The organism is Pseudomonas sp. P7759 (assembly GCF_013386445.1).
In the GTDB taxonomy this organism is placed as follows: domain Bacteria; phylum Pseudomonadota; class Gammaproteobacteria; order Pseudomonadales; family Pseudomonadaceae; genus Aquipseudomonas; species Aquipseudomonas azotoformans_A.
Genome location: NZ_JACART010000008.1, coordinates 54,612 through 81,548, shown reverse-complemented (window position 1 = coordinate 81,548; position 26,937 = coordinate 54,612). Strand labels below are relative to the sequence as shown.

The 26,937-nt window shown below is 60.8% G+C and carries 26 protein-coding genes; 17 read left to right on the top strand and 9 right to left on the bottom strand.

The features are described 5' to 3' along the window. The first annotated feature begins 87 nt into the window (after positions 1 to 87). From hemC to HX823_RS11175, 6 genes are all read left to right on the top strand, one after another. The gene (hemC, locus tag HX823_RS11195; protein ID WP_177074892.1) at positions 88 to 1,029 is read left to right on the top strand and encodes a hydroxymethylbilane synthase; all 942 of its coding nucleotides are present in this window, start codon (positions 88 to 90) and stop codon (positions 1,027 to 1,029) included. Beyond that, on the top strand, positions 1,026 to 1,784 hold the full coding sequence (locus HX823_RS31955; protein ID WP_371317955.1) for a uroporphyrinogen-III synthase: 759 nt from the start codon (positions 1,026 to 1,028) through the stop codon (positions 1,782 to 1,784). The genes hemC and HX823_RS31955 overlap by 4 nt, the downstream gene beginning before the upstream one ends. 18 nt (positions 1,785 to 1,802) lie before the next feature. After that, positions 1,803 to 2,915, top strand: coding sequence for a uroporphyrinogen-III C-methyltransferase (locus HX823_RS31950; protein WP_371317954.1), 1,113 nt, complete (start codon positions 1,803 to 1,805; stop codon positions 2,913 to 2,915). Positions 2,916 to 2,920: 5 nt separating this feature from the next. Then, the gene (locus HX823_RS11185) at positions 2,921 to 4,162 is read left to right on the top strand and encodes a heme biosynthesis protein HemY (protein ID WP_038843563.1); all 1,242 of its coding nucleotides are present in this window, start codon (positions 2,921 to 2,923) and stop codon (positions 4,160 to 4,162) included. Positions 4,163 to 4,389: 227 nt separating this feature from the next. Continuing rightward, positions 4,390 to 4,911, top strand: a complete 522-nt coding sequence (locus tag HX823_RS11180; RefSeq protein ID WP_177074891.1) for a disulfide bond formation protein B — start codon at positions 4,390 to 4,392, stop codon at positions 4,909 to 4,911. 209 nt (positions 4,912 to 5,120) lie between these two features. Further along, positions 5,121 to 5,579, top strand: a complete 459-nt coding sequence (locus tag HX823_RS11175; RefSeq protein ID WP_016975860.1) for an Rsd/AlgQ family anti-sigma factor — start codon at positions 5,121 to 5,123, stop codon at positions 5,577 to 5,579. Positions 5,580 to 5,634: 55 nt separating this feature from the next. On the opposite strand, the gene HX823_RS11170 is transcribed toward HX823_RS11175, so the two are convergent. Further along, a complete protein-coding gene (locus HX823_RS11170; protein ID WP_038843568.1) occupies positions 5,635 to 6,312 on the bottom strand; it encodes an FKBP-type peptidyl-prolyl cis-trans isomerase in 678 nt (225 codons plus the stop codon). A gap of 192 nt (positions 6,313 to 6,504) precedes the next feature. Here HX823_RS11170 and HX823_RS11165 point away from each other — a divergent pair, with 192 nt between their 5' ends. Beyond that, on the top strand, positions 6,505 to 7,497 hold the full coding sequence (locus HX823_RS11165) for an AlgP family protein (protein WP_177074890.1): 993 nt from the start codon (positions 6,505 to 6,507) through the stop codon (positions 7,495 to 7,497). Here HX823_RS11165 and HX823_RS11160 read toward each other — a convergent pair. Continuing rightward, complete coding sequence (locus HX823_RS11160) at positions 7,494 to 7,961, bottom strand: TIGR02444 family protein (protein WP_177074889.1); 468 nt, start codon at positions 7,959 to 7,961, stop codon at positions 7,494 to 7,496. The two genes, HX823_RS11165 and HX823_RS11160, sit on opposite strands and share 4 nt — an antisense overlap. Positions 7,962 to 8,011: 50 nt before the next feature. Between HX823_RS11160 and HX823_RS11155 the strand changes: the two genes are divergently transcribed. The 3 genes from HX823_RS11155 to HX823_RS11145 all read left to right on the top strand — a co-directional run bounded on the left by HX823_RS11155 (position 8,012) and on the right by HX823_RS11145 (position 11,215). Beyond that, complete coding sequence (locus HX823_RS11155) at positions 8,012 to 9,922, top strand: ATP-binding cassette domain-containing protein (RefSeq protein ID WP_038848635.1); 1,911 nt, start codon at positions 8,012 to 8,014, stop codon at positions 9,920 to 9,922. Beyond that, positions 9,922 to 10,494 carry a mechanosensitive ion channel family protein gene (locus HX823_RS11150; protein WP_010207425.1) on the top strand — a complete coding sequence of 191 codons (573 nt, stop codon included), beginning with the start codon at positions 9,922 to 9,924 and terminating at the stop codon, positions 10,492 to 10,494. Before HX823_RS11155 ends, HX823_RS11150 begins: the two co-directional genes overlap by 1 nt. An 88-nt stretch (positions 10,495 to 10,582) precedes the next feature. Next, on the top strand, positions 10,583 to 11,215 hold the full coding sequence (locus HX823_RS11145) for a LysE family transporter (protein ID WP_028618426.1): 633 nt from the start codon (positions 10,583 to 10,585) through the stop codon (positions 11,213 to 11,215). A 139-nt stretch (positions 11,216 to 11,354) separates the two neighbouring features. On the opposite strand, the gene HX823_RS11140 is transcribed toward HX823_RS11145, so the two are convergent. From HX823_RS11140 to HX823_RS11125, 4 genes are read right to left on the bottom strand one after another with little or no spacing between them, the layout of a single operon-like run. After that, on the bottom strand, positions 11,355 to 12,095 hold the full coding sequence (locus tag HX823_RS11140) for a penicillin-binding protein activator LpoB (protein ID WP_177074888.1): 741 nt from the start codon (positions 12,093 to 12,095) through the stop codon (positions 11,355 to 11,357). Positions 12,096 to 12,098: 3 nt separating this feature from the next. After that, positions 12,099 to 12,686, bottom strand: coding sequence for a penicillin-binding protein activator LpoB (gene lpoB, locus HX823_RS11135; protein WP_033897516.1), 588 nt, complete (start codon positions 12,684 to 12,686; stop codon positions 12,099 to 12,101). Between the two features lie 35 nt (positions 12,687 to 12,721). After that, positions 12,722 to 13,093, bottom strand: a complete 372-nt coding sequence (locus HX823_RS11130) for a YcfL family protein (RefSeq protein ID WP_038844227.1) — start codon at positions 13,091 to 13,093, stop codon at positions 12,722 to 12,724. Positions 13,094 to 13,103: 10 nt separating this feature from the next. Next, positions 13,104 to 14,498 (bottom strand): COG3014 family protein, encoded by a 1,395-nt coding sequence (locus HX823_RS11125; RefSeq protein WP_177074887.1) that lies wholly within the window; start codon positions 14,496 to 14,498, stop codon positions 13,104 to 13,106. Between the two features lie 256 nt (positions 14,499 to 14,754). On the opposite strand from HX823_RS11125, the gene HX823_RS11120 reads away from it, so the two are divergent. Then, on the top strand, positions 14,755 to 16,650 hold the full coding sequence (locus tag HX823_RS11120; protein ID WP_177074886.1) for an FTR1 family protein: 1,896 nt from the start codon (positions 14,755 to 14,757) through the stop codon (positions 16,648 to 16,650). A gap of 1 nt (position 16,651) precedes the next feature. Further along, positions 16,652 to 17,107 (top strand): YaiI/YqxD family protein, encoded by a 456-nt coding sequence (locus tag HX823_RS11115; protein ID WP_038844233.1) that lies wholly within the window; start codon positions 16,652 to 16,654, stop codon positions 17,105 to 17,107. A 137-nt stretch (positions 17,108 to 17,244) separates the two neighbouring features. Here the strand turns inward: HX823_RS11115 and elbB are convergent, their stop codons facing one another. Continuing rightward, positions 17,245 to 17,910: an isoprenoid biosynthesis glyoxalase ElbB gene (elbB, locus tag HX823_RS11110; protein WP_177074885.1), complete on the bottom strand. Its 666-nt coding sequence runs from the start codon at positions 17,908 to 17,910 to the stop codon at positions 17,245 to 17,247. Between the two features lie 116 nt (positions 17,911 to 18,026). On the opposite strand from elbB, the gene HX823_RS11105 reads away from it, so the two are divergent. Further along, positions 18,027 to 19,262, top strand: a complete 1,236-nt coding sequence (locus HX823_RS11105; protein ID WP_177074884.1) for a sterol desaturase family protein — start codon at positions 18,027 to 18,029, stop codon at positions 19,260 to 19,262. On the opposite strand, the gene HX823_RS11100 is transcribed toward HX823_RS11105, so the two are convergent. Next, positions 19,243 to 19,878 carry a DedA family protein gene (locus tag HX823_RS11100; protein WP_033897595.1) on the bottom strand — a complete coding sequence of 212 codons (636 nt, stop codon included), beginning with the start codon at positions 19,876 to 19,878 and terminating at the stop codon, positions 19,243 to 19,245. The genes HX823_RS11105 and HX823_RS11100 overlap by 20 nt on opposite strands. Positions 19,879 to 20,086: 208 nt before the next feature. Between HX823_RS11100 and hemB the strand changes: the two genes are divergently transcribed. Together hemB and ppk1 are read left to right on the top strand one after the other, a co-directional pair. After that, on the top strand, positions 20,087 to 21,100 hold the full coding sequence (gene hemB, locus HX823_RS11095) for a porphobilinogen synthase (RefSeq protein ID WP_068935457.1): 1,014 nt from the start codon (positions 20,087 to 20,089) through the stop codon (positions 21,098 to 21,100). A gap of 18 nt (positions 21,101 to 21,118) precedes the next feature. Then, positions 21,119 to 23,341 (top strand): polyphosphate kinase 1, encoded by a 2,223-nt coding sequence (gene ppk1, locus HX823_RS11090; RefSeq protein WP_028618415.1) that lies wholly within the window; start codon positions 21,119 to 21,121, stop codon positions 23,339 to 23,341. A gap of 166 nt (positions 23,342 to 23,507) precedes the next feature. Here ppk1 and ppx read toward each other — a convergent pair whose 3' ends face one another. Beyond that, on the bottom strand, positions 23,508 to 25,010 hold the full coding sequence (gene ppx / locus HX823_RS11085) for an exopolyphosphatase (protein ID WP_033897523.1): 1,503 nt from the start codon (positions 25,008 to 25,010) through the stop codon (positions 23,508 to 23,510). Positions 25,011 to 25,454: 444 nt separating this feature from the next. Between ppx and HX823_RS11080 the strand changes: the two genes are divergently transcribed. Beyond that, the gene (locus HX823_RS11080; protein ID WP_177074883.1) at positions 25,455 to 26,105 is read left to right on the top strand and encodes a DUF1120 domain-containing protein; all 651 of its coding nucleotides are present in this window, start codon (positions 25,455 to 25,457) and stop codon (positions 26,103 to 26,105) included. A gap of 137 nt (positions 26,106 to 26,242) precedes the next feature. Continuing rightward, positions 26,243 to 26,935 (top strand): fimbria/pilus chaperone family protein, encoded by a 693-nt coding sequence (locus HX823_RS11075; protein WP_133075616.1) that lies wholly within the window; start codon positions 26,243 to 26,245, stop codon positions 26,933 to 26,935. The last annotated feature ends 2 nt before the right edge of the window (positions 26,936 to 26,937 follow it).

The following is a 26,937-nucleotide window of genomic DNA, read 5'->3' as shown; positions in this document are numbered from 1 at the left end:
GGGAGGCCCCGCACTTGCTGATTCAAATCAAAGCGTATTTGCCTGAGCTGTTATTATCTGCCGTATCTATTCAGTACGGATTGATCCATGTCCTCTCGCGAAATCCGCATCGCCACCCGTAAAAGCGCCCTGGCCTTGTGGCAGGCCGAATACGTCAAAGCACGCCTGGAACAGGCCCACCCTGGCCTGACCGTGTCCCTGGTGCCCATGGTCAGTCGCGGCGACAAGCTGCTCGACTCGCCACTGTCGAAGATCGGCGGCAAGGGTTTGTTCGTCAAGGAACTGGAAACCGCGCTGCTGGAAAACGAAGCCGACATCGCCGTGCATTCGATGAAAGACGTGCCCATGGACTTCCCCGAAGGCCTGGGTCTGTTTTGCATCTGCGAGCGCGAAGACCCGCGTGATGCCTTTGTTTCCAACACCTACGCGTCCCTGGACGAATTGCCTTTGGGCAGCATTGTCGGCACGTCCAGCCTGCGTCGCCAGGCGCAACTGCTGACCCGTCGTCCGGACTTGCAGATCCGCTTCCTGCGCGGCAACGTCAACACTCGCCTGGCCAAGCTGGATGCCGGTGAATATGACGCGATCATCCTCGCCGCGGCCGGCCTGATTCGCCTGGGCTTCGAAGACCGCATCACCTCGGCCATCAGCGTCGAGGACAGCCTGCCAGCCGGCGGCCAGGGCGCGGTTGGCATTGAATGCCGCACCGCCGACAGTGAAATCCACGCCCTGCTCAAACCTCTTGATCACCACGATACTGAAGTCCGCGTCACGGCCGAGCGTGCCCTGAACAAGCACCTCAACGGTGGTTGCCAGGTGCCGATCGCCTGCTACGCCGTGCTCGAAGGTGAAAACCTGTGGCTGCGTGGCCTGGTGGGCGACCCGGAAGGCGGCACGCTGCTGACCGCCGAGGTGCGAGGCCCGCAGCGTGACGCCACGGCCCTGGGTATCCAGGTAGCCGAAGAGCTGCTGGACAAAGGCGCTGGTGCCATCCTGCAAAAAGTCTACGGCGAGGCCGGTCCGCAGTGACCGAATGGCGCGTGCTGCTGACGCGGCCTGCCGAGGAGTCGATGGCCCTGGCGGCCGCGTTGTCCGGCGCGGGCATTTTCAGCAGCAGCCTGCCTTTGCTGGACATTGAGCCGCTCCCCGTAACACCTGAACAGCAAGCCGTCTTCCATGACCTGGGGCGTTACTGTGCGGTGATCGTCGTCAGCAAGCCTGCGGCACGCCTTGCCGTGGCGCAGCTGGATCGCGCATGGCCGCAGCTGACGTGGTTCAGTGTCGGCGCCGCCACGGCGCAGGTATTGGCCGATCAGGGCCTGAATGTTAAGTATCCGCCTACTGGCGACGACAGCGAGGCTTTGCTTCAATTGCCCGCGTTGCGCGAGGCTATCGCCCGCCCGGATGCCCAGGTGTTGATCCTGCGCGGTGAGGGCGGTCGCGAGCTGCTGGCGGAGCGTTTGCGTGAACAAGGTGCTAGTGTCGACTACTTGGAGTTGTATCGCCGTTTCCTGCCGGCCTATGAGGCCGGTGCACTGATGCAACGCATCCAGTTGGAACGCTTGAACGGCCTGGTGGTCAGCAGTGGGCAGGGTTTTTTACACCTGCAAGCCCTGGCCGGAGCCGATTGGCCCCAGGTGGCACAGCTGCCGTTGTTCGTGCCAAGCCCGCGAGTCCTTGAGATGGCGCGGGCCGCTGGCGCAGAAAAAGTTGTGGATTGTCGCGGTGCGAGTGCCGCGGCTTTGTTAGTGGCGATACGGAGCTATCCCGTTCCCACTCTCTGAAACGCAAAGGACGGATACGTGAGCGAAACAGCCTTGCCTAAAGATGAAACCCAACCCGCACTTGATGCGCCGGTTGAGTCACCGGTCACCGCGCCGCGCCGTGGCAATGGCCTGGCAATTGTCGCCCTGCTGCTCGGCGCTGCGGGTGTTGCCGCCGGCGGTTGGGGGATCTGGCAGGTCCGCGCGTTGCAAGCCAGCAGCCAGCAGCAGTTGGGCCAGGTGCAGACTCTCGATGATCAATCCCAGTCCCTCAAGCAAAGCCAGCAACAACTGGCGGCGCGGCTGGCGCAGTTGCCGGCTGCGGATGAGCTGGAGGAGCGCCGTCGCCTGGTAACCCAATTGCAGGGTGATCAGCAGCGCTTGAGCCAACGCCTGGAAACCGTGTTGGGATCCAGCCGCAAAGACTGGCGCCTGGCCGAGGCGGAGCACTTGATTCGGCTGGCGAGCCTGCGCCTTTCTGCCCTGCAGGATATCAACAGCGCCCAGGCATTGGTCCAGGGTGCCGATGAGATTCTTCGCGAGCAAAGTGATCCGGGTTCCTACGCCGCGCGTGAACAATTGGCCAAGAGCCTTGCCGCGCTGCGCAGCACCGAGCAGCCCGACCGCACCGGGTTGTACCTGCAATTGGCGGCCTTGCGTGATCAGGTCGTGCAGCTGGCGGCTATCGCCCCCGAGTATCAGCTCACCGAGCCGGCTTCCGGCGGGCGTCCGACCACCGATACGGAAAGCCGTTGGAGCCAATGGTGGGAGCAGATTTCCCGCTACTTCCGCATCGACTTCAACCCGGATGACAACATCCGTCCATTACTGGCCGGCCAAGGTTTGAACCAAGTGCGCCTGGCCCTGAGCCTGGCGCTGGAGCAGGCACAATGGGCAGCGCTCAACGGTGAGTCGGCGGTCTACAGCCGCTCGTTGGGCGAGGCGCGCAGCGTGTTGCAGGACAACTTCAACCAGGACAACCCGCAGAGCAAGGCCATGCTGGCGCGTATCGCCGAGCTTGAGCCCAAGGCGGTGTCGGTGGTGACGCCGGACCTGGCCGCCAGCCTCGCTGCCGTGCAGGCGTACCTTGAGCGTCGTCACTTGTCTGCCGACGAAGCCAAGGCGGCGGCCACGCCGGCGAAGCAGGAGTAGAGCCGATGAAACGCTTCTATGTGATCCTGGTGCTGGCGATTGCAATCGCGCTGGCACTGGCTGTGGGCATTTCGAAACACACCGGCTACGTGCTGGTTACCTACCCTCACGTGCTGCATTACGAGTCGAGCCTGTGGGCGACTCTGGTGGCGGTGTTTGCCATCGGCCTGGCGATCTACTTGATCCGCGTGCTGCTGAGCCTGGTCACCACCTCTGGTGGCGTGGTCAACCCGTGGTCGCGGCGTAACCGCAGCCGGCGTGTGCAAGTTGCAATTGAGCAAGGTCAGATGGACCTCGCCGAGGGCCGCTGGGCCAGTGCCGAGCGTCACCTGCATCGTGCCGCCGAAGCCGAGCGTCAGCCACTGCTGTATTACCTCGGTGCAGCCCGTGCGGCAAATGAGCAGGGGCGTTACGAAGAGTCCGATGGGTTGCTGGAGCGCGCCCTGGAGCGTCAGCCCCAGGCTGAGCTGGCGGTTGCCCTGAGTCATGCGCAACTGCAACTGGACCGTGGCGATACCGACGGCGCACTGACCACCTTGCAGGCCATGCACGAACGTCACCCCCACAACGCCCAGGTCTTGCGTCAATTACAGCGCCTGCATCAGCAGCGGGGTGATTGGTCGTCGGTGATCCGCCTGCTGCCGGAACTGCGTAAGGATAAAGTCTTGCCCCCCAGTGAATTGGCCGAGCTTGAGCGTCGCGCGTGGGGTGAGAACCTGAGCCTCGCAGCCCAGCGTGAAGAGCAGGGCGAGGCCGGCTTGCAGTCCCTTGAGCGAGCCTGGCAGCAACTCACTTCCGCCCAGCGCCAAGAGCCGCAACTGGTCCTGGCTTATGCCGAGCAACTGCGCCAGTTGGGTGCCGACACCAAGGCTGAAGAAGTGCTGCGCGGCGCGATCAAGCGCGGCTACGATAGCCATCTGATCCGGCTCTACGGCTTGCTGCGGGGCGGTGACCCGGCCAAGCAATTGAAGTTTGCCGAAGGTTGGCTCAAGGATCATCCAGGTGATGCCAGTCTGCTACTGACGCTGGGCCGTCTGTGTCTGCAAAACAGCCTATGGGGCAAGGCAAGGGATTACCTGGAGAGCAGTCTTCAGGTACAGCGCAACCCTGAGGCGTGTGCCGAGCTGGCGCGCTTGTTGGCCCAACTGGGTGACACCGAGCGCAGTAACCAGCTGTTCCAGGAGGGGTTGGGGTTGCTGGATAACCGTTTGCTGGCGTCACCGTTGCCTGTCCCGGCCCGGGTTTGACGCAGGGGGTTGGCCCAGGCGTCACTGACGGCCAACCCTTGATGACCCATGACTGGAGAAGGGTTAGCGCGTTTGTGGGCAAAGTCCGACGCTCTGCGGAGCAATGTCTTCCATATTCTGGCGGGAAGTCCTTACCCTCTCGCGGAATCGTCTGCTCCGGCACGTATTGAAAGGGGTCAGGCCTTTACTCTACCGTAGCGACCTATCTTTCGCGATGCGGATAAAGCATGTCTTTGGCCCCTTCACGCTCCCTGTTTTTCCTCGCGTTCCTGGCAGGTGCGCTGACATTGGGCGCGTCCTTTTACCTCGAGTTCGGCGTCTCGTTGCGCCCTTGCTTCCTATGCCAGGTGCAACGAATATTTCTGGCTGCTTTCGCATTGATCAATCTGGTCGCCACCCTCCATAACCCCAAGCGCTCTGGGAGCTACCTCTACGGGCTCGCAAGCATGGGCTTTGCGCTGCTCGGCGCCATTGCTGCCGTGCGTCAAGTCCTGCTACAAAACGCCGCACCGGACCAGGCGGCCACTTGTTGGCCCAGCCTGCACTACATGATCGAAACCCTGTCGTTCTGGCAGGCCTTGCAATTGATCTTCAAAGGCACTGTCGACTGTGTGGAGATCAACTGGACGCTATTCGATTTGAGTCTTCCCGAGTGGAGCCTGTTGTTCTTCGTCGGGATGTTGAGCCTGGGGGTCATCCAATTTTCACGGCTGTTTTTAAGCCATGGTCTGCGCCCGACGAGGCACTGAACGCCAGTCACAGTTTGTAGGGCGGGATTAAACACTTGTATGAACTTTCTCTCCTGCGTACCTTGAAGCCACAGTCATGCGGGCATAATCTGGCCCGCACGTGTCATTGAAACCGTTTGTCAGATGCGGCCTTGTCCGGCTGCCGCTTTATCCTTGAAGTGTTGCGCGGGCACCAGGCAGCAGCGCCCCTATAGGGAAGAGAGATCATCATGCTGGAAAGTTGTCAGAATGCTCAGGAACGCTGGGGTGGTGTGCACAAGCTGATCGACAGCTGGCTGAAGGCACGTCACGAACTGGTTCGGGCCTTTGATGCGCTCGGCGCCAAGCCCGAGGCACTGGCGCAGAACCGTGAACCGTTGCAGGACTTCTGCGGTGTGTTGGTGGACTACGTGTCAGCCGGCCATTTCGGCGTCTACGAGCAACTGACCAAGGAGGCGGAAGCCTTCGACGATCAGCGTGGCCTGGATTTGGCTGAGACCCTTTACCCGCGCATCGATGTCATCACCGAAAAGCTGCTTGAGTTCACCGACCTGTGTGATGCCGGTAATTGCGTGGCAGATAAATTCAAAGAATTGGGCGCATTGCTGCACGAACGATTCGAGCTGGAAGACTGCTTGATCGAAGTGCTACACAACGCTCACAAGGAAGAGTCTGCTACCCAGGCTTGATCCTCGATAGCGATATACAAAAAACGGTGCGCATGACGCACCGTTTTTTATTGTCTCAAGGGCGTGTGCCGAGCAATTCGATCTCGAACACCAGTGGCGTATAAGGCGCAATCAATTCGCCGGCGCCATCGGCGCCATAGGCCTGGGCCGATGGAATCACCAGGCGCCATTTTGCTCCCACCGGCATCTGTTGCAAGGCGCTGCTCCAGCCGCTGATCACACTGTTCAGACGAAACCATTGTGGTTGTGTGCTCTGGTCGAACACCGTCCCATCGGGTAGCCGCCCCACGTATTTCACTTGGACCTGGTCGCTGGCTTTGGGTTTTTCACCGGTGCCGGGAGTGAGTTCGGTGAGCAGGATTCCATCCGCCAATTCGCGCACGCCTTTTACCGCTTTTTCCTTGCTCAGGAATTGTTGTTCGGCCGCGAGGGCTTTTTCGCTTTGAGGGGCCTGCGCGTCGACGTCGTTTTGTGCTTCGTGCAGGGCGAGAATCTGTTCGATGCGGGCGTTGTCCAGCGCCAAGGGTTTGCCTTGATACGCTTGCTTGAGACCATCGATCAGCGCCTGGATCTGCAGGTCGGGAACCTCCTGGCGCAGGCGTTCGCCGAGGCTGGCGCCCAGGCTGTAGGCGAGGTCATGCTGATTCTGGTCAACGGTTTTCGCCGACGATTGATCGCTCGCATTGGCCACCGAAATTGCCAAGCCCAGCACAAGAAAAAGGTAACGCGACATGGGCATTCTCCCGCCGAAAGTGCGACGGATTATGCCAGTGTGAAAGGGTAAAAAGTGCCGCGTATTTTCGTTATATCGATAAGAATTTTCACACGGTGCAACGCAAGGCAAACGATACTGTCAACATGCCCTAGCGGCGGTAAGAGCAGAGGGCTAGTATGAGCCGCACCCACGTCAGCCAGGAGGTAAACCATGTCGGCCAAACAGAAGCCTGTTAATACCCCGTTGCATTTACTCCAACAACTTTCGGGCAGCTTGCTCGAACATCTGGAAAGCGCTTGTTCCCAAGCTCTGGCCGATGCAGAAAAACTGCTCGCCAAGCTGGAAAAACAACGCGGTAAAGCGCAAGAGAAGCTGCACAAATCTCGCACCAAACTGCAAGACGCCGCCACTGCCGGCAAGGCCAAGGCACAAGCCAAAGCCAAAGACGCTGTCAAAGAACTTGAGGACCTGCTGGACGCCCTCAAGGATCGCCAAGCTGAAACCCGCGCCTACATTTCCCAACTGAAAAAAGATGCCCAGGAAAGCCTGAAGCTGGCCCAGGGCGTTGGTCGTGTGAAAGAAGCTGTGGCTAAAGTGCTGGGTGCTCGTACACCTGCTAAAGCGGTTGCCAAGCCAGCTGCCAAAACTGCTGCTGCGAAACCAGCTGCCAAGCCAGCTGCTAAAACCGCTGCTGCAAAACCAGCTGCCAAGCCAGCTGCCAAAACTGCTGCTGCAAAACCAGCCGCCAAGCCAGCTGCCAAAACTGCTGCTGCAAAACCAGCCGCTAAGCCAGCTGCCAAAACTGCTGCTGCGAAACCGGCCGCCAAGCCAGCTGCTAAACCTGCTGCTGCTAAACCTGCTGCTGCAAAACCAGCCGCCAAGCCAGTTGCTAAAACGGCTGCTGCTAAGCCAGCCGCGAAGCCAGCAGCCAAACCTGCTGCTGCTAAGCCAGCCGCGAAGCCAGCAGCCAAACCTGCTGCTGCGAAACCAGCTGCCAAGCCAATTGCTAAAACTGCCGCTGCGAAACCAGCCGCGAAGCCAGCTGCCAAACCCGCCGCTGCAAAACCAGCTGCCGCAAAACCAGCACCGGCCAAGCCAGCAACGCCTGCTGCTACCCTGGTAGCGTCCACTGCTCCAACTGCACCGGCCAGCAGCACGTCTGCCCCGGTAGCGCCAAGCACCACTCCAACCAGCGCTTCCTAAGTGTTGGTGACCACGACGCGCAGCTGTTGCAGCGCGTCGTGGTCAAGGTTGGCGGCATCCTCAGCCGCCAGTCCTTCCAGCCATCGTTGCTGACCCATCGCATCACCCATCTGCCACAGTTGCGCCAACGCTTCCAGGCGCGCCAGCAACTGCTGTTCGGCGTCCAGCTCCAGGGCTTTGACTCGCTCGCGTAACTCTGCCAAATCCTCATCCTGCTGCGCCATGGCGCGCCATTGAGTGCGCAGGTGTCTTAGCGGCTCGATCACGGCTGTCTGCCAAGGCCTGGCGACCTGTTTCAGCGCCCGTATGCGCTCGACGGTCACTGTCACGGCACGCTGCTCCAACCACGCGCCACACAACAACAGGCACACGTCTGCACCTTGCGCCTGCAAACGCAGGCAAGCGGCTTCGCACCCTGGGCGGGCGTAAGTCGAGAGGGCAAAGCTCCACAGGTCAGCGCACATATTCACACCCAAGCCAGCGGCGAACGAAGCTGGTAGACTCCGCCGCCATTATGATCCGACTTCAAAGCCTAACATTACAGCGTGGCCCGCAACGTCTTCTCGAAGACGCCGAGCTGACCCTGCACGCCGGTCACAAAGCCGGCCTGATCGGTGCCAACGGCGCCGGCAAATCCACGTTGTTCGCCCTGTTGCTGGGTGAGCTGACCCCGGATTCCGGGGACTGCTTGCTGCCGGCCGACTGGCGCATCGCCCATATGCGCCAGGAGATCGACACCCTGGACCGCATCGCGATCGACTACGTGCTCGATGGCGACCTGCGCCTGCGCCAGGTGCAACACGACCTGGCCGAGGCCGAGAAAGCCCAGGACGGCGCCGCCCAGGCTCGCCTGCATGCGGAACTCGACAGTGCCGACGGCTACACCGCCGATGCCCGCGCCCGCAAGATGCTCGCCGGCCTTGGCTTTACCAACGAGCAGATGGACCGCCCGGTTGCCGACTTCTCCGGCGGCTGGCGCATGCGCCTGAACCTGGCCCAGGCGCTGATGTGCCCGTCCGACCTGCTGCTGCTCGATGAGCCCACCAACCACTTGGACCTCGATGCGATCCTGTGGCTGGAAGACTTCCTCAAGAGTTACCAGGGCACCTTGCTGCTGATTTCCCACGACCGGGATTTCCTCGACGCCGTGGTCGACAACATCGCCCACGTCGAACAGAAGAAAATCACGCTGTACCGTGGCGGCTACACCGCGTTCGAACGTGCTCGTGCCGAACGCCTGGCCCAGCAGCAACAGGCGTTCGAGAAGCAACAGGCGCAACGTGCGCACATGGAAAGCTACATCGCCCGCTTCAAGGCCCAGGCCACCAAGGCCCGCCAGGCCCAAAGCCGGATCAAGGCCCTGGAGCGCATGGAGGAGCTGTCGGCGGCCCACGTCGATTCGCCGTTCGACTTCGTGTTTCGCGAGTCGGTGAAGATCTCCAGCCCGTTGCTGGATCTCTCCGATGCGCGCCTGGGTTATGGCGACAAAACCATCCTGGAAAAAGTGAAGCTGCAACTCACACCGGGTGCGCGCATTGGTTTGCTCGGCCCTAACGGTGCGGGCAAGTCGACGCTGATCAAGAACCTGTCGGGTGAGCTGTCGCCATTGGCCGGCCGCTTGACCCGTGGCGAGAACACGGTGGTGGGCTACTTCGCCCAGCATCAGCTGGACTCTCTCGATTCCAAGGCCAGCCCGTTGCTGCACCTGCAGCGCCTGGCGCCAACCGAGCGCGAGCAGACGCTGCGCGATTTCCTCGGCGGTTTCGACTTCCGTGGCGCGCGCATCGACGAGCCGGTGCTGAACTTCTCCGGCGGCGAAAAAGCCCGCCTGGCCCTGGCATTGATTGCCTGGGACCGTCCGAACCTGCTGCTGCTCGACGAACCGACCAACCACCTGGACCTGGAAATGCGCCTGGCACTGACCATGGCGCTGCAGGAGTTCAGCGGCGCGGTACTGGTGGTGTCTCACGATCGCCACTTACTCAAGAGCACCACGGATAACTTCCTGCTGGTGGCGGATGGCAAAGTCGAGGAATTCGACGGCGACCTGGACGACTACGCGCGCTGGCTGACGGACTACCGCCTGCGTAACGCGCCCGTCAGCAACACCCCGGTCAACCCGGACAAGACCGACAAAAAGGCCCAGCGCCAAGCTGCCGCCGCGTTGCGTCAGCAATTGGCGCCGCACAAGCGTGAGGCTGACAAGCTGGAAGCCGAGCTGGGCAAGGTGCATGAGCGCCTGGCCAAGATCGAAGCCAGCCTGGGCGACAGCGCCGTCTACGAGGCCGCCCGCAAGGACGAACTGCGCGACCTGCTGGCCGAACAGGCCAAGCTCAAGGTGCGTGAAGGGCAATTGGAGGAAACCTGGATGGAAGCCCTCGAACTGCTCGAAACCCTGCAAGCGGAGCTGGAGGCGTTGTCCTGATGGAAGCGTTGCAGCTGCCGATACCGACACAGTGGGTCGAGCCCGTCTGGGTTGGCGTGCAAATCCTGCTGATCCTGCTGGCGGGTTACCTTGCCCAGCGTTTTGTCGCCAAAGGCCTGACCCGCCTGGGCGAGCGCTACCCGTTCCCGCCGCAGTTGCTGATGCCGCTGCGCGGTGGCTTGCGCTGGCTGATCATGGGCAGTGCGCTGATCTTCGTGCTGGGCCGCCTGGGTGTGTCCGCCACGGTGCTGTGGACGGCGTTGTCCGGGTTTGTCGCGGTTGCAGCCGTGGCGTTCTTCGCCATGTGGTCGGTGTTGTCCAACCTGCTGTGCGCCATCCTGATCTTCACCGTCGGGCCGTTTCGCCTGGGCGATATCGTCGAATTGGTGGATACGGTCGACAAACCAGGGGTGAAGGGCCGGGTCGTGGCGATCAATCTGCTCTACACCACGTTGATCGAAGTGGCAGAAGCGGGGACTGACAGCGCGATGGTGCAAGTGCCCAACAGCCTGTTTTTCCAGCGTTCGGTGCGGCGTTGGCCAGGCACCCATGTGTTTCCGGGCGACCGCTAGCATTCACATCTTGTAAAAATCTATAGCCAGCCTTTGGTCGGCGGAGTTAGCTTAAGGCACAACCGCAAACTCCCTCCTGAGGTGTGCAATGGCACTCGATACGTGGCTGGCCTTTTTCCTGGCCAGTTGGATCATCTCCCTTTCCCCCGGCGCTGGCGCCATCGCCTCGATGTCCAGCGGCCTGCAATATGGTTTCCTGCGCGGTTACTGGAACGCGATTGGCCTGCAATTGGGCCTGGCGATGCAGATTGCCGTCGTTGCTTGCGGCCTGGGTGCCATCCTGGCGACATCCTCCACCGCGTTCTATGCAATCAAATGGTTTGGCGTGGCGTACCTGGTGTATCTGGCCATCAAGCAATGGCGCGCGTTGCCCATGGACATGACCGATGACGCGGCCGTGCGCCCGATCGGCAAGCCGATGGCGATGATGTTCCGTGGTTTCCTGGTGAATGCCAGCAACCCCAAGGCCCTGGTGTTCATGCTGGCGGTGTTGCCGCAGTTCGTGAACCCGCAGGCGCCGCTGCTGATCCAGTACCTGATCCTGGGTGCGACGATGATCTGCGTCGATATGGTGGTGATGGCGGGGTATACGGGGCTGGCGTCGAAGGTATTGCGCCTGTTGCGTACGCCTAAACAACAGAAGCGTATGAACCGTACGTTTGCCGGGTTGTTTGTTGGGGCGGCTGGCTTCCTTGCCAGCCTGCACCGTGCGACAGCGTAACTGACGCAATCGGATCAAAATGTGGGAGCGGGCTTGCTCGCGAATGCGGTGGACCAGTCGATGAATATGTTGACTGACACTTCGCATTCGCGAGCAAGCCCGCTCCCACTTTGATTTGTGTAAGTCGAACCGCCGAATTTCAGCGCAGAATCTTCGGCGCTTCATCCCTCGGTAGGTTGTTGCGCAACGGCGGTTGGCCCTGGTCTTGATACCCGCCCCCCAACTGCTCCGCCAGCTGGCGCGCCACATCCTCACCCAGTGCTTTCGACACGTCCTTCACCACGCGCGGCCGGTTCAGGCTCACGCGTACATCGCGGCTGTTCACCAGCTTGGTGTCCTGGCCTTCGCCCATCGCGGTGAACGCCGAGGTGATTTCGTAGGTACGCGTGTTGATCAGGCTGAAATCCGCCACCAGCGTCAGGCCCAGCACAGCCGAGTAGCTGTTGGTGTGGTCCAGGGCGTTGATGTCCTGGGTGAAGTCGATGTCCGACAGGGTGCCGAACAACACGTAGTCGGCGCCCTTGAAGTGACCGGCCTTGATGCGCTTGATCACGTCGTAGACGTCACCCTTGGCATCGGCGGTGTAGGGTGTGCCCTGTGCCAGCTGGAACTGGCGCGACTTGAGGATCTCGCCCTTGATATCGCCGCTGAATTTACGCAGCTCGGTCTGTTCGATGTAGCGGGTACGGCTTTCGTACTCGCTGTAGTTCGACGCACCGCTGGCGTGGTAGGCGCTTGCCTGGAAGTTGTTGCTGGCCGACACCTGGTGGATGTATTCCTCGACCCGCGCCTCATAGGCCAGGTCGGTCACCGCGATCTTCGGGGCGGCCGAGGCGCCAAAGGCGCACAGCAGGCCGATCATGCCGATCCATGCACGCATTGCTTAGCGCTCCGTGGTCTTGCGGATTTCTTTTTCGTCCATCCATTCGGCCAGGCCGCTCTCGACGTCGACCAGTTGCAGGCTGAATTTGTAGAACACGTCCTTGTAGTCCGAGCTGCGCTTGACGATGGAGCTGATGGAGCCTTCCAGGCGGTACTTGGCGGCGACCATGTTGCCGGTCTTGCTGACAGTGGACTTCTTGTACAGGCCGCTCTGGTTTTGCAGCTTGAGCTGGTCGACCTGGCTCTGCATGTCGGTGTTGTCGCTGGCGAAGCGGGCGGTGCCGGTCTTCATAAGCTGGGTCTTGATCGACGTGGTGATCTCGCGGGTATCGATGTACTCGCTGGTCTTGTTCTTCACGTCATACACCTGCACCACCGGGCGGCCCTGCAGGATGCCGGACTGGGCGAGGGAGCGGGTCATGCTTTCGGCGATCATCTGCAGGTCGGTGGAGCCGAACTCGTTGGTGATCGTTTCCACGGCCTTGGTGTCGCCGTAGTTGATGTTCTTGCTGCCCAGTACAGGCGAGGTGTTGGAGCAACCGCTGGCCAGCAGGGCAACCACGGCGAGGATCGAGAAGCGTGCAAACATGGGGAATTCTCTCTGAAACGTAGAAGGGGAACGGCTCAAGGCGTCTTCACTTCAAGGCGGAAGTCCGCCGCCTGGGGCAGGTTGGCAATGGCCGGCAGGAAGGTCGCCTGGTTGGCGTACAGGTTCAGCACTTTCCAGGTTTCTTCGTCGCCTACCGGGAAGCCGTCCGCTCCCAACCAGGCGAAGCGGTAATACATTGTCTGGTTACTGCTGGTGATGTTGCTCAACTGCACCTTGGCAGTCAGGAAGCCGTTTTCGCGCGCAACGCGGATGGCACCGACGGCGATGCCCTTGAACTTGCCCATCACCACGATTTTGCTGGCGGCGCTGCCAGGCTCCGGTGGTGGCGGGGTGGCGCAGCCGGCCAGCAGGACCAGCGCCAGGGCGCCGAGGATGAAATGACGCATAGCGTGCTCCTTAAGGTTGTTTGAGGGCGATGGCCTGGGTGGCGGTGCTCGGCACCACATGGGCGGCCAGGCCACCGGCGAATACCTGGTTGCCCACCACGCGCAGGGTGATCACCTGATAACGCTGGTCAGCCTTGACCGTCACCAGCGTGCCGCCCAGGGCGTTGGGCAGGCTGACCTGGTGCTCGCCGTGCTTGAGGCGCAGGCGCGTCACCTGGGTCATGTCCGGCAGGGTGCGCCAGGTGCGGGTGTCTGCACCTTCAGTGACTGCCGAGGCGATACCCAGCACCAGGCCCGCCATGGGGTTGGTCTTGTTCAGGTTGTTTTGCGCCACGCCACGGGTGACTGCACGCACCGTGGTGCGCAGGATGATCCCTGGCATGTCATCGCGCAGGGCACGGCGGGACATGGCCGTGGTGCTGTTGAGTGCGGTGAGGTTCTGTTGCTGGCCGTCGACGCCGATCTGGGCGAAGGTCGCGGTGGACGTATCGGCCTTGATCACCGGGAACGACAGCGGGGTGATCACCAGATTGCCGTTGATCGGGATCGGAATCGGCAGGCGAATCGAGTCGCGGGCCGGCGCCAGGCCACTTTGCACCACGATCAGCACATCGGTTTCATCGGCGCCGACCTTGGATTTGTCCAGGTCCAGCAAGGCCTGTTCAAGTAACGGTGTATTGGGGCGCAACTCGGCCGCCTTGCGGTAACCGGGGGCCGCCAGGTCCTTCTCGTCCAGGGCTTCGTAGACGAAACCGGCCAGGTAATGGCTGAACGCGCTCTGGTAGCTGTTCTTCAGGCCGACCACTTCCGGCGCGTCGAGGGCTGCCACCGGGTAGCCGTGCAGGTCTTTCATCTGGGTGGTCACGCCTTCACGCTCGGCTTCGTCCTCGCGCTTGAGGTATTCCTTATCGCGCAGGTCCGCGATCACCGCTTCGCGTTCGTGGGTCTTCTTGATCTCGGTGCGTGCGCCATCGAAGTCGTTCAAGGCCAGCAGGTTCAAGGCCATCTGCGTGGTCAGCATGACCTTCTCGTAGTCATAACCTTCGTAGCGCCGCACCTTGTCGTTGGCGAGGAAACTGCCGAACTGGGCCAGGTACTTGGCACTGTCGAACTTGACCGCCTCTTCCCATTTGTAGACTTGCAGGTCAGCACTGCGCCAGGCGGTCTGACTCCCCGTCAAATCACCCTTGGCCCGCAGCAACTCACCCTTCTCGAAGAAATAGAGCAAGTCCTTGTCTTCACCCGTGTTGTTCTTCTCCAGCAGCGTCAACGCCGCGTCGACATTCCCGGTGACCAACTGCTGATTGGTCGCCTGCAACTCGGTGTCATAGCTGCGAAACATCGAACAGCCCGACAACAACGTCACCGCCAAGAGCGCAAGCAAAGGTAAAGCGCGAAATGCCATGCAAACTTCTTCCCTGAAAGTGTCAACCGATGTGGTTATTCCTCATAAAAACAAGGAACGAAATTCCCTTTCGCACTAACAGGGCGCGGCATTATAAGCACCATTACTGGCAAAACAATGGCTATTTGCCCCCCAAAAACGCCACCACCCGCTCCTAAATGCCCCGCCTCTAAGAACACCAAATCACTTTCGCCTTGAGTCAAACCCTTTAAGCCTTAACAATGTGTTACTTCGTATTTCCATTTGAGATTCGTTCATGACTGCCCCCTTCCGTTTTCTCGCCTGGCTGATGCTGCCGGCGTTGATGTCGTGCAGCGTCAACCTGTTGGCCGCAACTGCCGAGGGCGCCCCACAAGCCCTGCATTTGCTCGACTACATTGGCGCTGACTACCCACCGACGGTGGAGGCGGGCAAGGTTATCGATGAATCCGAATACCGCGAACAGGTGGAGTTTCTCGGGGTGTTGCAAGGGTTGGTGGCAGAGTTGCCTCAGCGCCCGGAGCGCGCGGCGTTGGTCAAAGGTGTCGATGAACTGTTAGCGGCGGTAACTGCCCATCAGGACGGCGCAACGGTTGCTCGGCAAGCCCGGCAATTAGGTGCCCAACTGGCAGTGGCCTATGAAGTCAGCCAGGCTCCGGCAATCACCCCTGATCCAACGCGAGGTGCGCCGCTTTATGCCCAGCATTGCTCGGTGTGCCACGGCACCGCGGGCGCCGGTGATGGCCCGGCCAGCGTCGGCATGACGCCACCACCGGCCAATCTGCGCGACCCTGTGCGCCTGGACCGCTTGAGCCTCTATGCGATCTACAACACCCTCGGCCTGGGCGTCGAAGGCACCGACATGCCGTCCTTCGCCGATCAACTGGACGACCGTCAGCGCTGGGACCTGGCCACCTATATCGCCGGTTTCACTGCAGACCCGGCCGCCGCGAAAAGCGAGCAACCGTTCAACCTCGCCGACCTGGCACGCCAGACGCCGAACGAAGTCCTGGCCGCCAACGGTGAAGCTGTCGCCACGACATTCCGTGCCCAGCGTGCGCAACCGCCGCAGGTCAAGCGTGGCCCGGCGCAGCTGCTCGACTACACCGCCACCACCCTGGACAAGAGCCTGGCCGCATTCCGTAACGGCGACCACGAGCAGGCTTACGACCTGTCGGTAGCCGCGTACCTGGAAGGCTTTGAGCTGGTGGAAAGCTCGCTGGATAACGTCGACGCCAACGTGCGCAAAGACACCGAGAAGGCGCTGATGGCCTATCGGCAGTCGTTGCAGGACGGTTTGCCGGTCGAGCAGGTGCAGCAGCGCCTAGACCTGGCCAAAGGCAAGCTCACCGAGTCCGCTGGCTTGCTGGGCAGCGATGGCCTGAGCTGGTCGCTGAGCTACATCTCCGGCTTGCTGATCCTGCTGCGTGAAGGCCTGGAAGCCATCCTGGTGCTGGCCGCGATCCTCGCGTTCCTGCGTAACACCGGACAGCAGTCGGCGGTGCGCAGCGTCAACGTGGGTTGGGGTCTGGCGCTGTTGGCGGGTCTGGCGACCTGGGCGCTCGCCGCGTATGTGATTGACGTGAGCGGCGCCCAGCGCGAGTTGCTGGAAGGCTGCACGGCGCTGTTCGCCAGTGTGATGGTGCTGTGGCTCGGCGTGTGGATGCACGACCGCCGCCACGCCGCCGCCTGGCAGGATTACATCAAGAGCAGCCTGGTAGGCGGGGGTGGACGGTTCGGCTTTGCGATGCTGGCGTTCTTCTCGGTGTACCGCGAGCTGTTCGAAGTGATCCTGTTCTACGAAACCCTGTGGCTGCAAGCCGGCCCGGCCGGGCACAACGCCGTGCTGGCGGGCGGGGCGACGGCGCTGGTGCTGTTGGTGGGCCTGGCATGGGTGATCCTGCGCGGTTCGGCCAAGCTGCCGCTGGCGCTGTTCTTCGGCATCAACGCGGCGTTGCTGTGCGCGCTGTCGGTGGTGTTCGCCGGGCATGGCGTGAAGGCGTTGCAGGAAGCCGGCATCTTCGGCACGCGACCGGTGGCGTTCTTTGACTTTGACTGGCTGGGCATCCACGCCGATGCGTACTCGCTGAGTGCGCAGGCTGTGGCGATCCTGGCGATTGTGGTGCTGTATGGCCGCAGCCGCCTGGCCGAGAAGCGTCGAGTGGCAGCCTGACATGCGCGTATGGATCGATGCCGACGCCTGCCCTCGGGCAGCCAAGGACCAGGTGGTCAAATTCGCTCTCAAGCGTCAGTTCGAGGTGGTGCTGGTGGCCGGGCAGAGCCAGATCAAGCCGAGCTTCGCGTGTGTCAAGCTGATCGTGGTGCCCAGCGGCCCGGATGCGGCGGACGACTACCTGGTGGAGTACGCGGTGCCGGGCGAGTTGGTGATCTGCAGCGATGTGCCGTTGGCCGACCGCCTGGTGAAAAAGGGCGTCACCGCCCTCGATCCACGGGGCAAGGAGTTCAGCCCGGCAAACATGAGCGAACGCCTGGCGGTGCGTAACCTGTTCACGGATCTGCGGGAGCAAGGCCAGATGGGCGGTGGTCCACCGCCCCATGGCGAGAAGGAAAAGCAGGCGTTTGCGAATGCCCTGGATCGTATTCTCACTCGCTTGATGCGCCAACCCTGACCTGTGGCGAGGGAGCTTGCTCCCGTTGGGCTGCGTAGCGGCCCCAAAATTTTGGGAGCGCTTCGCACTGGAGCGCCAGCCCGGTCCAGCGGGAGCAAGCTCCCTCGCCACAGAAGCTCCCTTGCCACCACAGGTGTTCAGTCGTTTTCGTGGGTCAACTCCAGCACCCGGTCCACCAACTTGTTGATCCCCGAAGCGACCTCGCTGATGTTCTTGCCGAGCATATAGGCTGGCGTGCTCACCAGCTTGCGCGCCTTATCCTCGACAATATCTTCCACCGTGCATTCCTGGTGAGTGGCGCCCATCTTGTCCAGTGCGGCGGCGGTGTCGGCGCAGTTACCGATGGTGCAGGTCACGCCCGGGCCATAGATCTTCGCCGCCAGGGCCGGCGAGATGCAGATTAGCCCCACCGGCTTGCCCGCTTCGGCAAAGGCCTCGGCCAGCTCCAGCACCTGTGGGTTGACGCTGCAGCCTGCGCCTTCCACGGCAAAGTTCGACAGATTCTTGGCCGCGCCAAACCCGCCCGGCACAATCAACGCGTCGAAGTCTTCGGCATTGGCTTCGCGGATGTCTTTGACCTCACCACGGGCAATTCGGGCCGACTCCACCAGCACATTGCGCGACTCGGGCATCTCTTCACCGTTAAGGTGGTTGATCACATGCAACTGCGCGATGTTGGGGGCAAAACATTGGACCTGAGCGCCGCGCTGGTCCAGGCGCAGCAAGGTGATCACGCTTTCGTGGATCTCTGCGCCGTCGTACACGCCGCAGCCGGAAAGGATCACTGCAATCTTTTTGCTCATGGGCATTTCTCCTGGGGTCTTGGCGTTAAATGTCTACTAATTTGTCATCTGTTGCCAATGGGATCTCGCGTCGCTGCACCTAATCTTGATGTAACAAAAATAGACCGGACCAGACCATGGACTTCGTGCCTTACGCGGTACCGTTTTTCATCGCCTTGATCGTGGTAGAGCTGCTTGCCGACCGCTGGCGCGGCGAGCGCAACTACCGGGTGGCGGATGCCATCAACAGCCTCAGCACCGGTGTGTTGTCTACCACCACGGGGCTGCTGACCAAGGGCGTGGGGCTGCTGACCTACGCGTTCGCCCTTAAACATCTTGCATTGATTGATCTGCCGGCCCAAAGCGTCTGGACCTGGGTGTTCGCCTTTGTGTTCTACGACTTCTGCTACTACTGGCTGCACCGTATGGGCCATGAACGCAATATCCTGTGGGCCGCACACTCGGTGCATCACCAGAGCGAGGACTACAACCTCAGCACGGCCCTGCGCCAGACCAGCACCGGCTTCCTGCTGAGCTGGATCTTCTACCTGCCCCTGGCGGTCCTTGGCGTGCCATTGGTGGTGTTTATCAGCGTGGCATCGCTCAATCTGCTCTATCAATTCTGGGTGCACACCCGGCACGTGCCGAAGCTTGGCTGGTATGAATGGTTTTTCGTGACGCCGTCCAATCATCGGGCCCACCATGCGCAGAACGCTCTCTACATGGATCGCAACTACGGCGGGGTGTTCATTATTTGGGACCGGCTGTTCGGCACCTTCCAAGAGGAAGATGACAACGAACCAGTAATTTTCGGCGTGACCACGCCCTTGGCCAGCTGGAATCCGCTGTGGGCCAACCTGCAGTTTTATGCGCAGTTGTGGAGTGATGCGCGGCGTACCGAGCGCTGGTGGGACAAGCTGCGCATCTGGTTCATGCGCACCGGCTGGCGCCCGGCGGACGTGAAGGCCAAGTACCCGTTGGCCAAGCATGACCTGACCCAGTTCCGTAAATTCGAAGTGCCGCTGGATGGGCGCCAGCAGGTCTACATCGCCCTGCAATTTGCGGCGTATGTGGGCTTTGGCAGCTATTTGATGAATTTCGGCGAAGGCTTGCCCACGGCGGCGCTGATCCTGGGGTGGAGTGCCATGGCGCTGGGGTTGTTTACCTTGGGAGTGGCGCTGGAAAATCGCCCGTGGGCGCTGAAGGCCGAGCTGTCGCGGCTGGTGCTGAATGTGCCGCTGGTGTGGCTGGCGCCGCTGGTTGGGCTATGGCCCGCCGGCAACCTGGGCTGGCTGGGCCTGCTGAGCTACAGCCTGCTCAGCGTGATAGGCCTCTACTGCTGCAGAAGCCGGTTTACTCGACTGGTGTCTTAGGCGTTTCGACCGGGACCGGCTCGGCGGCGAGCCGGGCCTTGGCCTCGGCACAGGCCTCGCGGGCGATACGTGCGTTCTTGATGCGGCGGCGCAGCCACAGGCCGAAGCCCAGTAGCAGCAACGCGCCCAGCACCCACAGCTCGTACTTCTTGATGCTGCCCAACATACCTTCCAGCACCGCGCCGAAGTGATAGGCCGCCGCGCCCAGGGCCAAGGCCCAGATCGCCGCGCCAATGCCGTTGAGGATCAGGTAGCGCAACGGCGGGTAGCCGGACAAACCTATCGCCACCGGCATCACTGTGCGCAAGCCGTAGACAAAGCGGAAGCTCAGTACCCAGATATCCGGGTGCTTGCGGATATGCTCCAGGGCCTTGTCGCCCATCAATTGCCAGCGCGGCTTGCGCGCCAACAGCTTGCGGCCGTGCTTGCGGCCCATGTAATACCAAAGCTGATCGCCAGCGTAGCTGCCGAAAAAGGCAACGACCACCACCAGGTTGATATCCATGTAGCCACGGAACGCCAGGAAGCCTGCGAGGACCAGAATAGTCTCGCCTTCAAAGAAGGTGCCCAGGAAGAGCGCAAAGTAGCCGAAGTCATGCAGAAATTGTTGAAGCATGGTCTGGGGTGCTGGCGAAATGAACGCGCAGCCTACGCCTTCACGAAGATTCATGAAAGTATCGAGATGTGTCACGAAGTGAACAATTCCTACGTAAATGACGAATGCGGCTACAGGTCGCATGCTTAAGCACAACTGTCATACCTTCGTCATAATGGCCGCTTATAACTGCAACGCTCGCCCGTGAACCCGGGCTCAGGAGTCTGTCGTGAGCTTTACCCCTGCCAATCGTCTGTTCCCTGCCACCCGTCTGCGTCGCAATCGCCGTGATGATTTTTCTCGCCGCCTGGTGCGTGAAAACGTACTGACGACCAACGATCTGATCCTGCCGGTCTTTGTGCTGGACGGGGAGAATCGTCGGGAAGCGGTGGCTTCGATGCCCGGTGTAGAGCGTTTGACCATTGACCTGCTGCTTGAAGAAGCCGCCGGTTGGGTTGAGCTGGGGATTCCGGCGCTGGCGCTGTTCCCGGTCACGCCGTCTGAACTCAAGAGCTTGGATGCTGCCGAAGCCTGGAACCCGCAAGGGATCGCCCAGCGCGCCACCCGTGCCCTGCGCGAGCGTTTCCCGGAGCTTGGGGTGATCACCGACGTGGCGCTGGACCCGTTCACCACCCACGGCCAGGATGGCATTCTGGACGAAGACGGCTATGTTCAAAACGACATCACCGTCGATGCGCTGGTCAAGCAAGCCTTGTCCCACGCCGCCGCTGGCGCCCAAGTGGTTGCACCGTCGGACATGATGGACGGGCGCATCCAGGCGATTCGTGAGGCCCTGGAGCTGGCCGGTCACGTCAATGTGCGGATCATGGCCTATTCGGCCAAGTACGCCAGCGCCTACTACGGCCCGTTCCGCGATGCGGTGGGCTCGGCGTTGAACCTGGGCAAGGCCAACAAGGCTTCGTACCAGATGGACCCGGCCAACAGCCATGAAGCCCTGCACGAAGTGGCGGCCGACCTGGCCGAAGGGGCTGACATGGTGATGGTCAAGCCCGGGATGCCGTACCTGGACATCCTTTACCGGGTCAAAGAAGAATTCAAAGTGCCGACGTTTGTCTATCAGGTCAGCGGCGAGTACGCGATGCACATGGCTGCAATACAGAATGGATGGCTGAGTGAAGGGGTGATCCTAGAATCCCTGACAGCCTTTAAACGCGCCGGGGCTGATGGCATTCTGACCTACTTCGCCGCCCGCGCCGCCCAATTGCTTAGAGAGCAACAATAGCCCTCACAGGAACGTTCAATGAATACCGAAGGACTCTCAGAAGTTGCCGTAAAAGACGCTCACCCGGTGGTTGAACAAGTCACCGAGACCCCGCCGGAGCATGAGCCCGCCGCGCCTGCCGTGGTGGCCGAGCCGCCCGTGCCGGCCCCGGTGGCTGCGGTGACCAACCTGGATGACAGCAGCCTGTACATCCACCGCGAGCTGTCACAACTGCAATTCAACATCCGCGTGCTGGAACAGGCGCTGGATGAGTCCTACCCGCTGCTGGAGCGGCTGAAGTTCCTGCTGATCTTCTCCAGCAACCTGGACGAGTTCTTCGAGATCCGCGTCGCTGGCCTCAAGAAACAAATCACCTTCGCCCGTGAACAAGCTGGCGCCGACGGCCTGCAGCCGCACCAGGCCCTGGCGCGCATCAGCGAGCTGGTGCACGGCCATGTGGACCGCCAATACGCGATCCTCAACGACATCCTGTTACCGGAACTGGAGAAACACCAGGTCCGCTTTATCCGTCGCCGTCACTGGACCACCAAGATCAAGACGTGGGTGCGCCGTTACTTCCGTGACGAGATCTCGCCGATCATCACCCCGATCGGCCTCGACCCGACGCACCCGTTCCCGTTGCTGGTGAACAAGAGCCTCAACTTCATTGTCGAGCTGGAAGGTATCGACGCCTTCGGTCGCGATTCTGGCCTTGCCATCATCCCGGCCCCGCGCCTGTTGCCACGCATCATCAAGGTACCGGAAGAGGTGGGGGGCGCTGGCGATAACTATGTATTCCTTTCGTCGATGATCCACGCCCACGCCGATGACCTGTTCCAGGGCATGAAGGTAAAAGGCTGCTATCAGTTCCGCCTGACCCGAAACGCCGACCTGGCGCTGGACTCCGAAGACGTCGAAGACTTGGCCCGCGCCCTGCGCGGCGAGTTGTTCTCGCGACGCTACGGCGATGCGGTGCGTCTTGAAGTGGCCGACACCTGCCCGAAACACCTGTCGGACTACCTGCTCAAGCAGTTCAACCTGGCCGAATCCGAGTTGTACCAGGTCAACGGCCCGGTCAACCTGACGCGCCTGTTCAGCATCACCGGCCTGGACAGCCATCCGGAGCTGCAATACACGCCGTTCACGCCGCAGATCCCGAAACTGCTGCAAAACAGCGAGAACATTTTCAGCGTGGTGAGCAAGCAGGACATCCTGCTGCTGCACCCCTTCGAGTCCTTCACCCCGGTGGTCGACCTGCTGCGCCAGGCTGCCAAGGACCCGCACGTCTTGGCGGTACGCCAGACGTTGTACCGTTCCGGCGCCAACTCGGAAATCGTCGATGCACTGGTCGACGCTGCGCGTAACGGCAAGGAAGTCACGGCGGTGATCGAACTGCGTGCGCGCTTTGACGAAGAATCCAACCTGCAACTGGCCAGCCGTCTGCAAGCGGCGGGCGCGGTGGTGATCTACGGCGTGGTCGGCTTCAAGACCCACGCCAAGATGATGCTGATCCTGCGCCGCGAAGCCGGTGAGATCGTGCGTTACGCGCACTTGGGTACCGGCAACTACCACGCCGGCAACGCCAAGCTCTACACCGACTACAGCCTGCTGACCTCCGACGATGCCTTGTGCGAAGACGTCGGCAAGTTGTTCAGCCAGTTGATCGGCATGGGCAAGACCCTGCGCATGAAAAAGCTGCTGCACGCGCCGTTCACGCTCAAGAAGGGCATGCTCGACATGATTGCCCGCGAGACCCAGTTCGCCCTCGACGGCAAGCCGGCGCACATCATTGCCAAGTTCAACTCGCTGACCGATCCGAAGATCATCCGCGCGCTGTACAAGGCCAGCCAGTCCGGCGTGCGCATCGACCTGGTGGTGCGCGGCATGTGCTGCCTGCGTCCGGGTATTGTCGGCGTTTCGCACAACATCCATGTGCGCTCGATCATCGGTCGCTTCCTGGAACACACGCGGGTGTTCTACTTCCTCAACGGCGGCGAAGAGCAGATGTTCCTCTCCAGTGCCGACTGGATGGAGCGCAACCTCGATAAGCGTGTCGAGACGTGCTTCCCGGTGGAAGGCAAGAAGCTGATCATGCGGGTCAAGAAGGAGCTGGAAAGCTACCTCACCGACAACACCCACAGCTGGAGCCTGCAGTCGGACGGCCGCTATGTACGCAACACACCGACTGGCAACCAGAACCCGCGCAGCGCGCAGGCGACGTTGTTGGAGAAGTTGGGTAGCCCGATTCTGACGGTGAACTAACTCAATGTGGGGAGCGGGCTCTTGTGGCGAGGGAGCTTGCTCCCGCTGGGGTGCGAAGCAGCCCTAAAACCAAACGCCGCATTCTGTCAGACAGAATGCGGCGTTTTTATTGGGGCGGCTTCGCCACCNNGCTCACCACAGCAAGCCCGCCGTTCGTTAGATCGCGTTAGCGCAGGTTCAGGCTGAACCCCACCCGCGTCAACCACTCCGCTTCCTGGGCAAAGTCCGCCTGGGTCAGTTGGTTTTCATCCAGCCAGCCCTTCGGGAACACCACATCCAGGCTGTCGCCATTGGCGCGCAGGGTCACCTGGGGCATTTCCTGGGTGCCACGAATGTGGTGGAACAGGATCGCAAAGCGCAGCAGTACGCACAGGCGGATCAGCTTGATGCCTTCGTCACCGAACTCCGCGAACTTGTCCTTGGGGATGTTACGGCGATGGCCACGCACCAGCAGGGCGAGCATTTGCTGGTCTTCGCGGGAGAAACCGGCCAGGTCCGAGTGCTCGATCAGGTAGGCGCCGTGCTTGTGGTAATGATAGTGGGCGATGTCCAGGCCTACTTCATGCACCTTGGCGGCCCAGCCCAGCAGCTCGCGCCAGACGCCGTCCTCCAGGTCCCAGTCCTCGGCCACCTGGTCGAAGGCGTGCAGGGCTTTACGCTCGACGCGGGCGGCTTGTTCCAGGTCGACGTGATAACGCTCCATCAACGAGGTGAGCGTGCGCTCACGCACGTCTTCGTGGTGGTGGCGACCCAGCAGGTCATAAAGCACGCCTTCGCGCAGGGCGCCGTCACAGTGGTCCATGCGTTGCAGCTCAAGGGCGTCAAAGATCGCCTCGAGAATCGCCAGGCCGGCTGGGAAAATGGTGCGGCGATCGGGCTTGATGCCATCGAAGTCGATTTTCTCGGCGTCCCCCAGCTTGAACAGCTTGCGCTTGAGCCATGCCAGGCCTTCGGCGTTGACTTCGCCGGTGCCATGGCCGCCGGCTTTCAGGGCCAGACCGATGGCGCGAATGGTGCCGGACGAGCCGATGGCTTCATCCCAGGTCAGGCGGTGCAGGGCGTGTTCGATGCTCATGATCTCCAGCCGCGCCGCCGTGTAGGCCTGGGCGTAGCGCGCCGGGGTGATCTTGCCGTCCTTGAAGTAGCGTTGGGTGTAGCTGACGCAGCCCATCTGCAGGCTTTCGCGCAACAATGGCTCGAATCGTTGCCCAATGATGAATTCGGTACTGCCGCCGCCGATGTCGGCGACCAGGCGTTTGCCGGGGGTGTCGGCCAGGGTGTGGGACACGCCTAGATAAATAAGACGGGCTTCTTCACGACCGGAGATGACTTCGACGGGATGCCCAAGAATCTCCTCGGCGCGGCGGATGAATTCGCCACGGTTGCGCGCTTCGCGCAACGCGTTGGTACCGACGATTCGCACGGCGCCCAGGGGCATGCCGTTGATCAGCTGGGCAAATCGCTTGAGACAATCGAGCCCGCGCTGCATGGATTCTTCATTGAGCTGGCGCTCATCGTCGATGCCGGCAGCCAGTTGCACTTTCTCGCCGAGCCGCTCAAGGATGCGGATTTCGCCGTTCTGGGCCTTGGCCACGACCATGTGAAAGCTGTTGGAGCCCAGGTCGATGGCGGCGATCAGGGACAGATTCTTGGCTTGGGATTGCGGCATGGTAAGGGGGTCTCGGTCGATAACCCAGCCATCGTGCCACGATCGACCTTTGGTGCCAACGCGTACGGCTTCGGTAATTTTTCTGCGGGTGTCTGTGAGGGGATCTTGTGGGAAATGTAGGGCGGCTTTCTAAGTTTAAAGAGAATGATGCTTTATCTTTGTAGGAGTTATTAACGACTTGCGGAAGTTGTGATATTTATGACTTTGCCTACACGGTGGAGGTTATTGGCTTATCGGATTTTAGTTTAAACCTACTCGGTACTTAGGCTTGGCCCACTTTTTATTTTTACGCCTCCCACATTTATTGGCGTGTTCTCTGATTCATTAATGAGGTGTCAAAGCCACAGACTGTCATTCGGCAATTTCGCCGTGGTGTTATTTATTTATGGTCGAAACTTTCGATCATCGTAAATTCACCTACTCATTACAGATGACAGGTTGAATATGAAGAAAATGCTTGGTGTGACCATGGGTGCTCTTTGCTTGGCCGCAAGTATTGGGGCTCATGCAACGAATGTTGCTGAACTGGTTGTACGAGGGACTATTAAGCCGGTGGCTTGCAACCTTAGCCTCGCCGGCAGCGGCGTCGTCGATTACCAGACAATTCCCGCCGCAAGCTTGTCGCCGACGCAGTTCACTCCACTTGCAGCGAAAACGGTGGGATTGAACATCAATTGCGGCCAAGCGCCAGCGCAGTTTCGAGTGGCACTGACCGACCTGCAACCCGCCAGCAAGGTGACAGGCATCCTCGGTGCCGGGTTCAGCGAGGCGCAGAACTACGGCCTGGGCCTCGCCAATGGCCGGCGTACCGGTGGGTACTCCGTGACTCTCAAAAACCTGCAATCGTCCAGCGGCGCCTTGAGCCCTATCATGCGTAGCAGCCAGGGGGCGTCCTGGCAGAACAGTGACGGTGTAGTCGCCCAATCGCCTGTCCAGTATTCGTGGCGTAGCGGTACCACTGCGGTACCTGCATCCATCACCAGTCTGACCGGCACGCTTGAAGTAAAAGCCGTTATCAACCGCACGCAGGACTTGGACCTGACCCGTGATGTGACGCTGGATGGTCGCACCAGTCTGTCAGTGGATTACATCTAAGTACGTCATTAATAGCCGACATGAGGCAACGGTGCTCGCCTGCCTTTGTTAAGTGTCGGCTGTTTTAACGTGTGCGTTTGTTGGTGTTCGACTTTATGGCGTGGGGAAAATCGGTGAATGCTCTATCAATAATCATGATGTCGTTGCTGCGCTATATAAGCTTGTGCCTTTTTTTGTGCGGTATGGCAGTAGCGGACGGAATGCAGCCCGAGACAACCGTTGTCATTTTGAATGAAGAAGAGGGTGAGGCGACGCTTAACGTCAAAAATACGGACCCTGGTCCTGCGTTGCTTCATTCGGTCATATTAAACCTACCCGAAGATCCGGAACCCTTGCTGATCGTAACGCCCCCGATTACGCGGGTCGAAGCGGGCGACACCCAACTTGTCCGCTTTATCAGTACCGCAAAGCAACCGCTCAAGACCCAGCGTCTGAAACGAGTGTCCTTTGAAGGTATTCCCGAAGCCCGTGCACCCGGCGGTGCGACCATTGGTATCACTCTGCGCCAAAGCCTGCCATTGATCCTGCACCCCAAAGGCTTGCCCAAACATGATGCGCCCTGGCAGCTACTGACATGGAAGCGTGAAGGGGATCAGTTGAAGGTCCACAACAACAGCGCTTACGTCGTGCGCATGGGGATGGAAGTACAGCTGCACCCACAGGCAAGCGTGGCAACGTTGCCGCGAACCTACATCCTGCCGGGTGAAGTGCTGACGCTATCGTCGGCAAGCCCGGTGGCGGGAGTGGTGGCCGTGGAGATCAAGCCGGCCACGGTCTACGGGTTTACGGTGGACAGTTACCGCGCGCCCGTTACGGCTGATGCGGATTGACG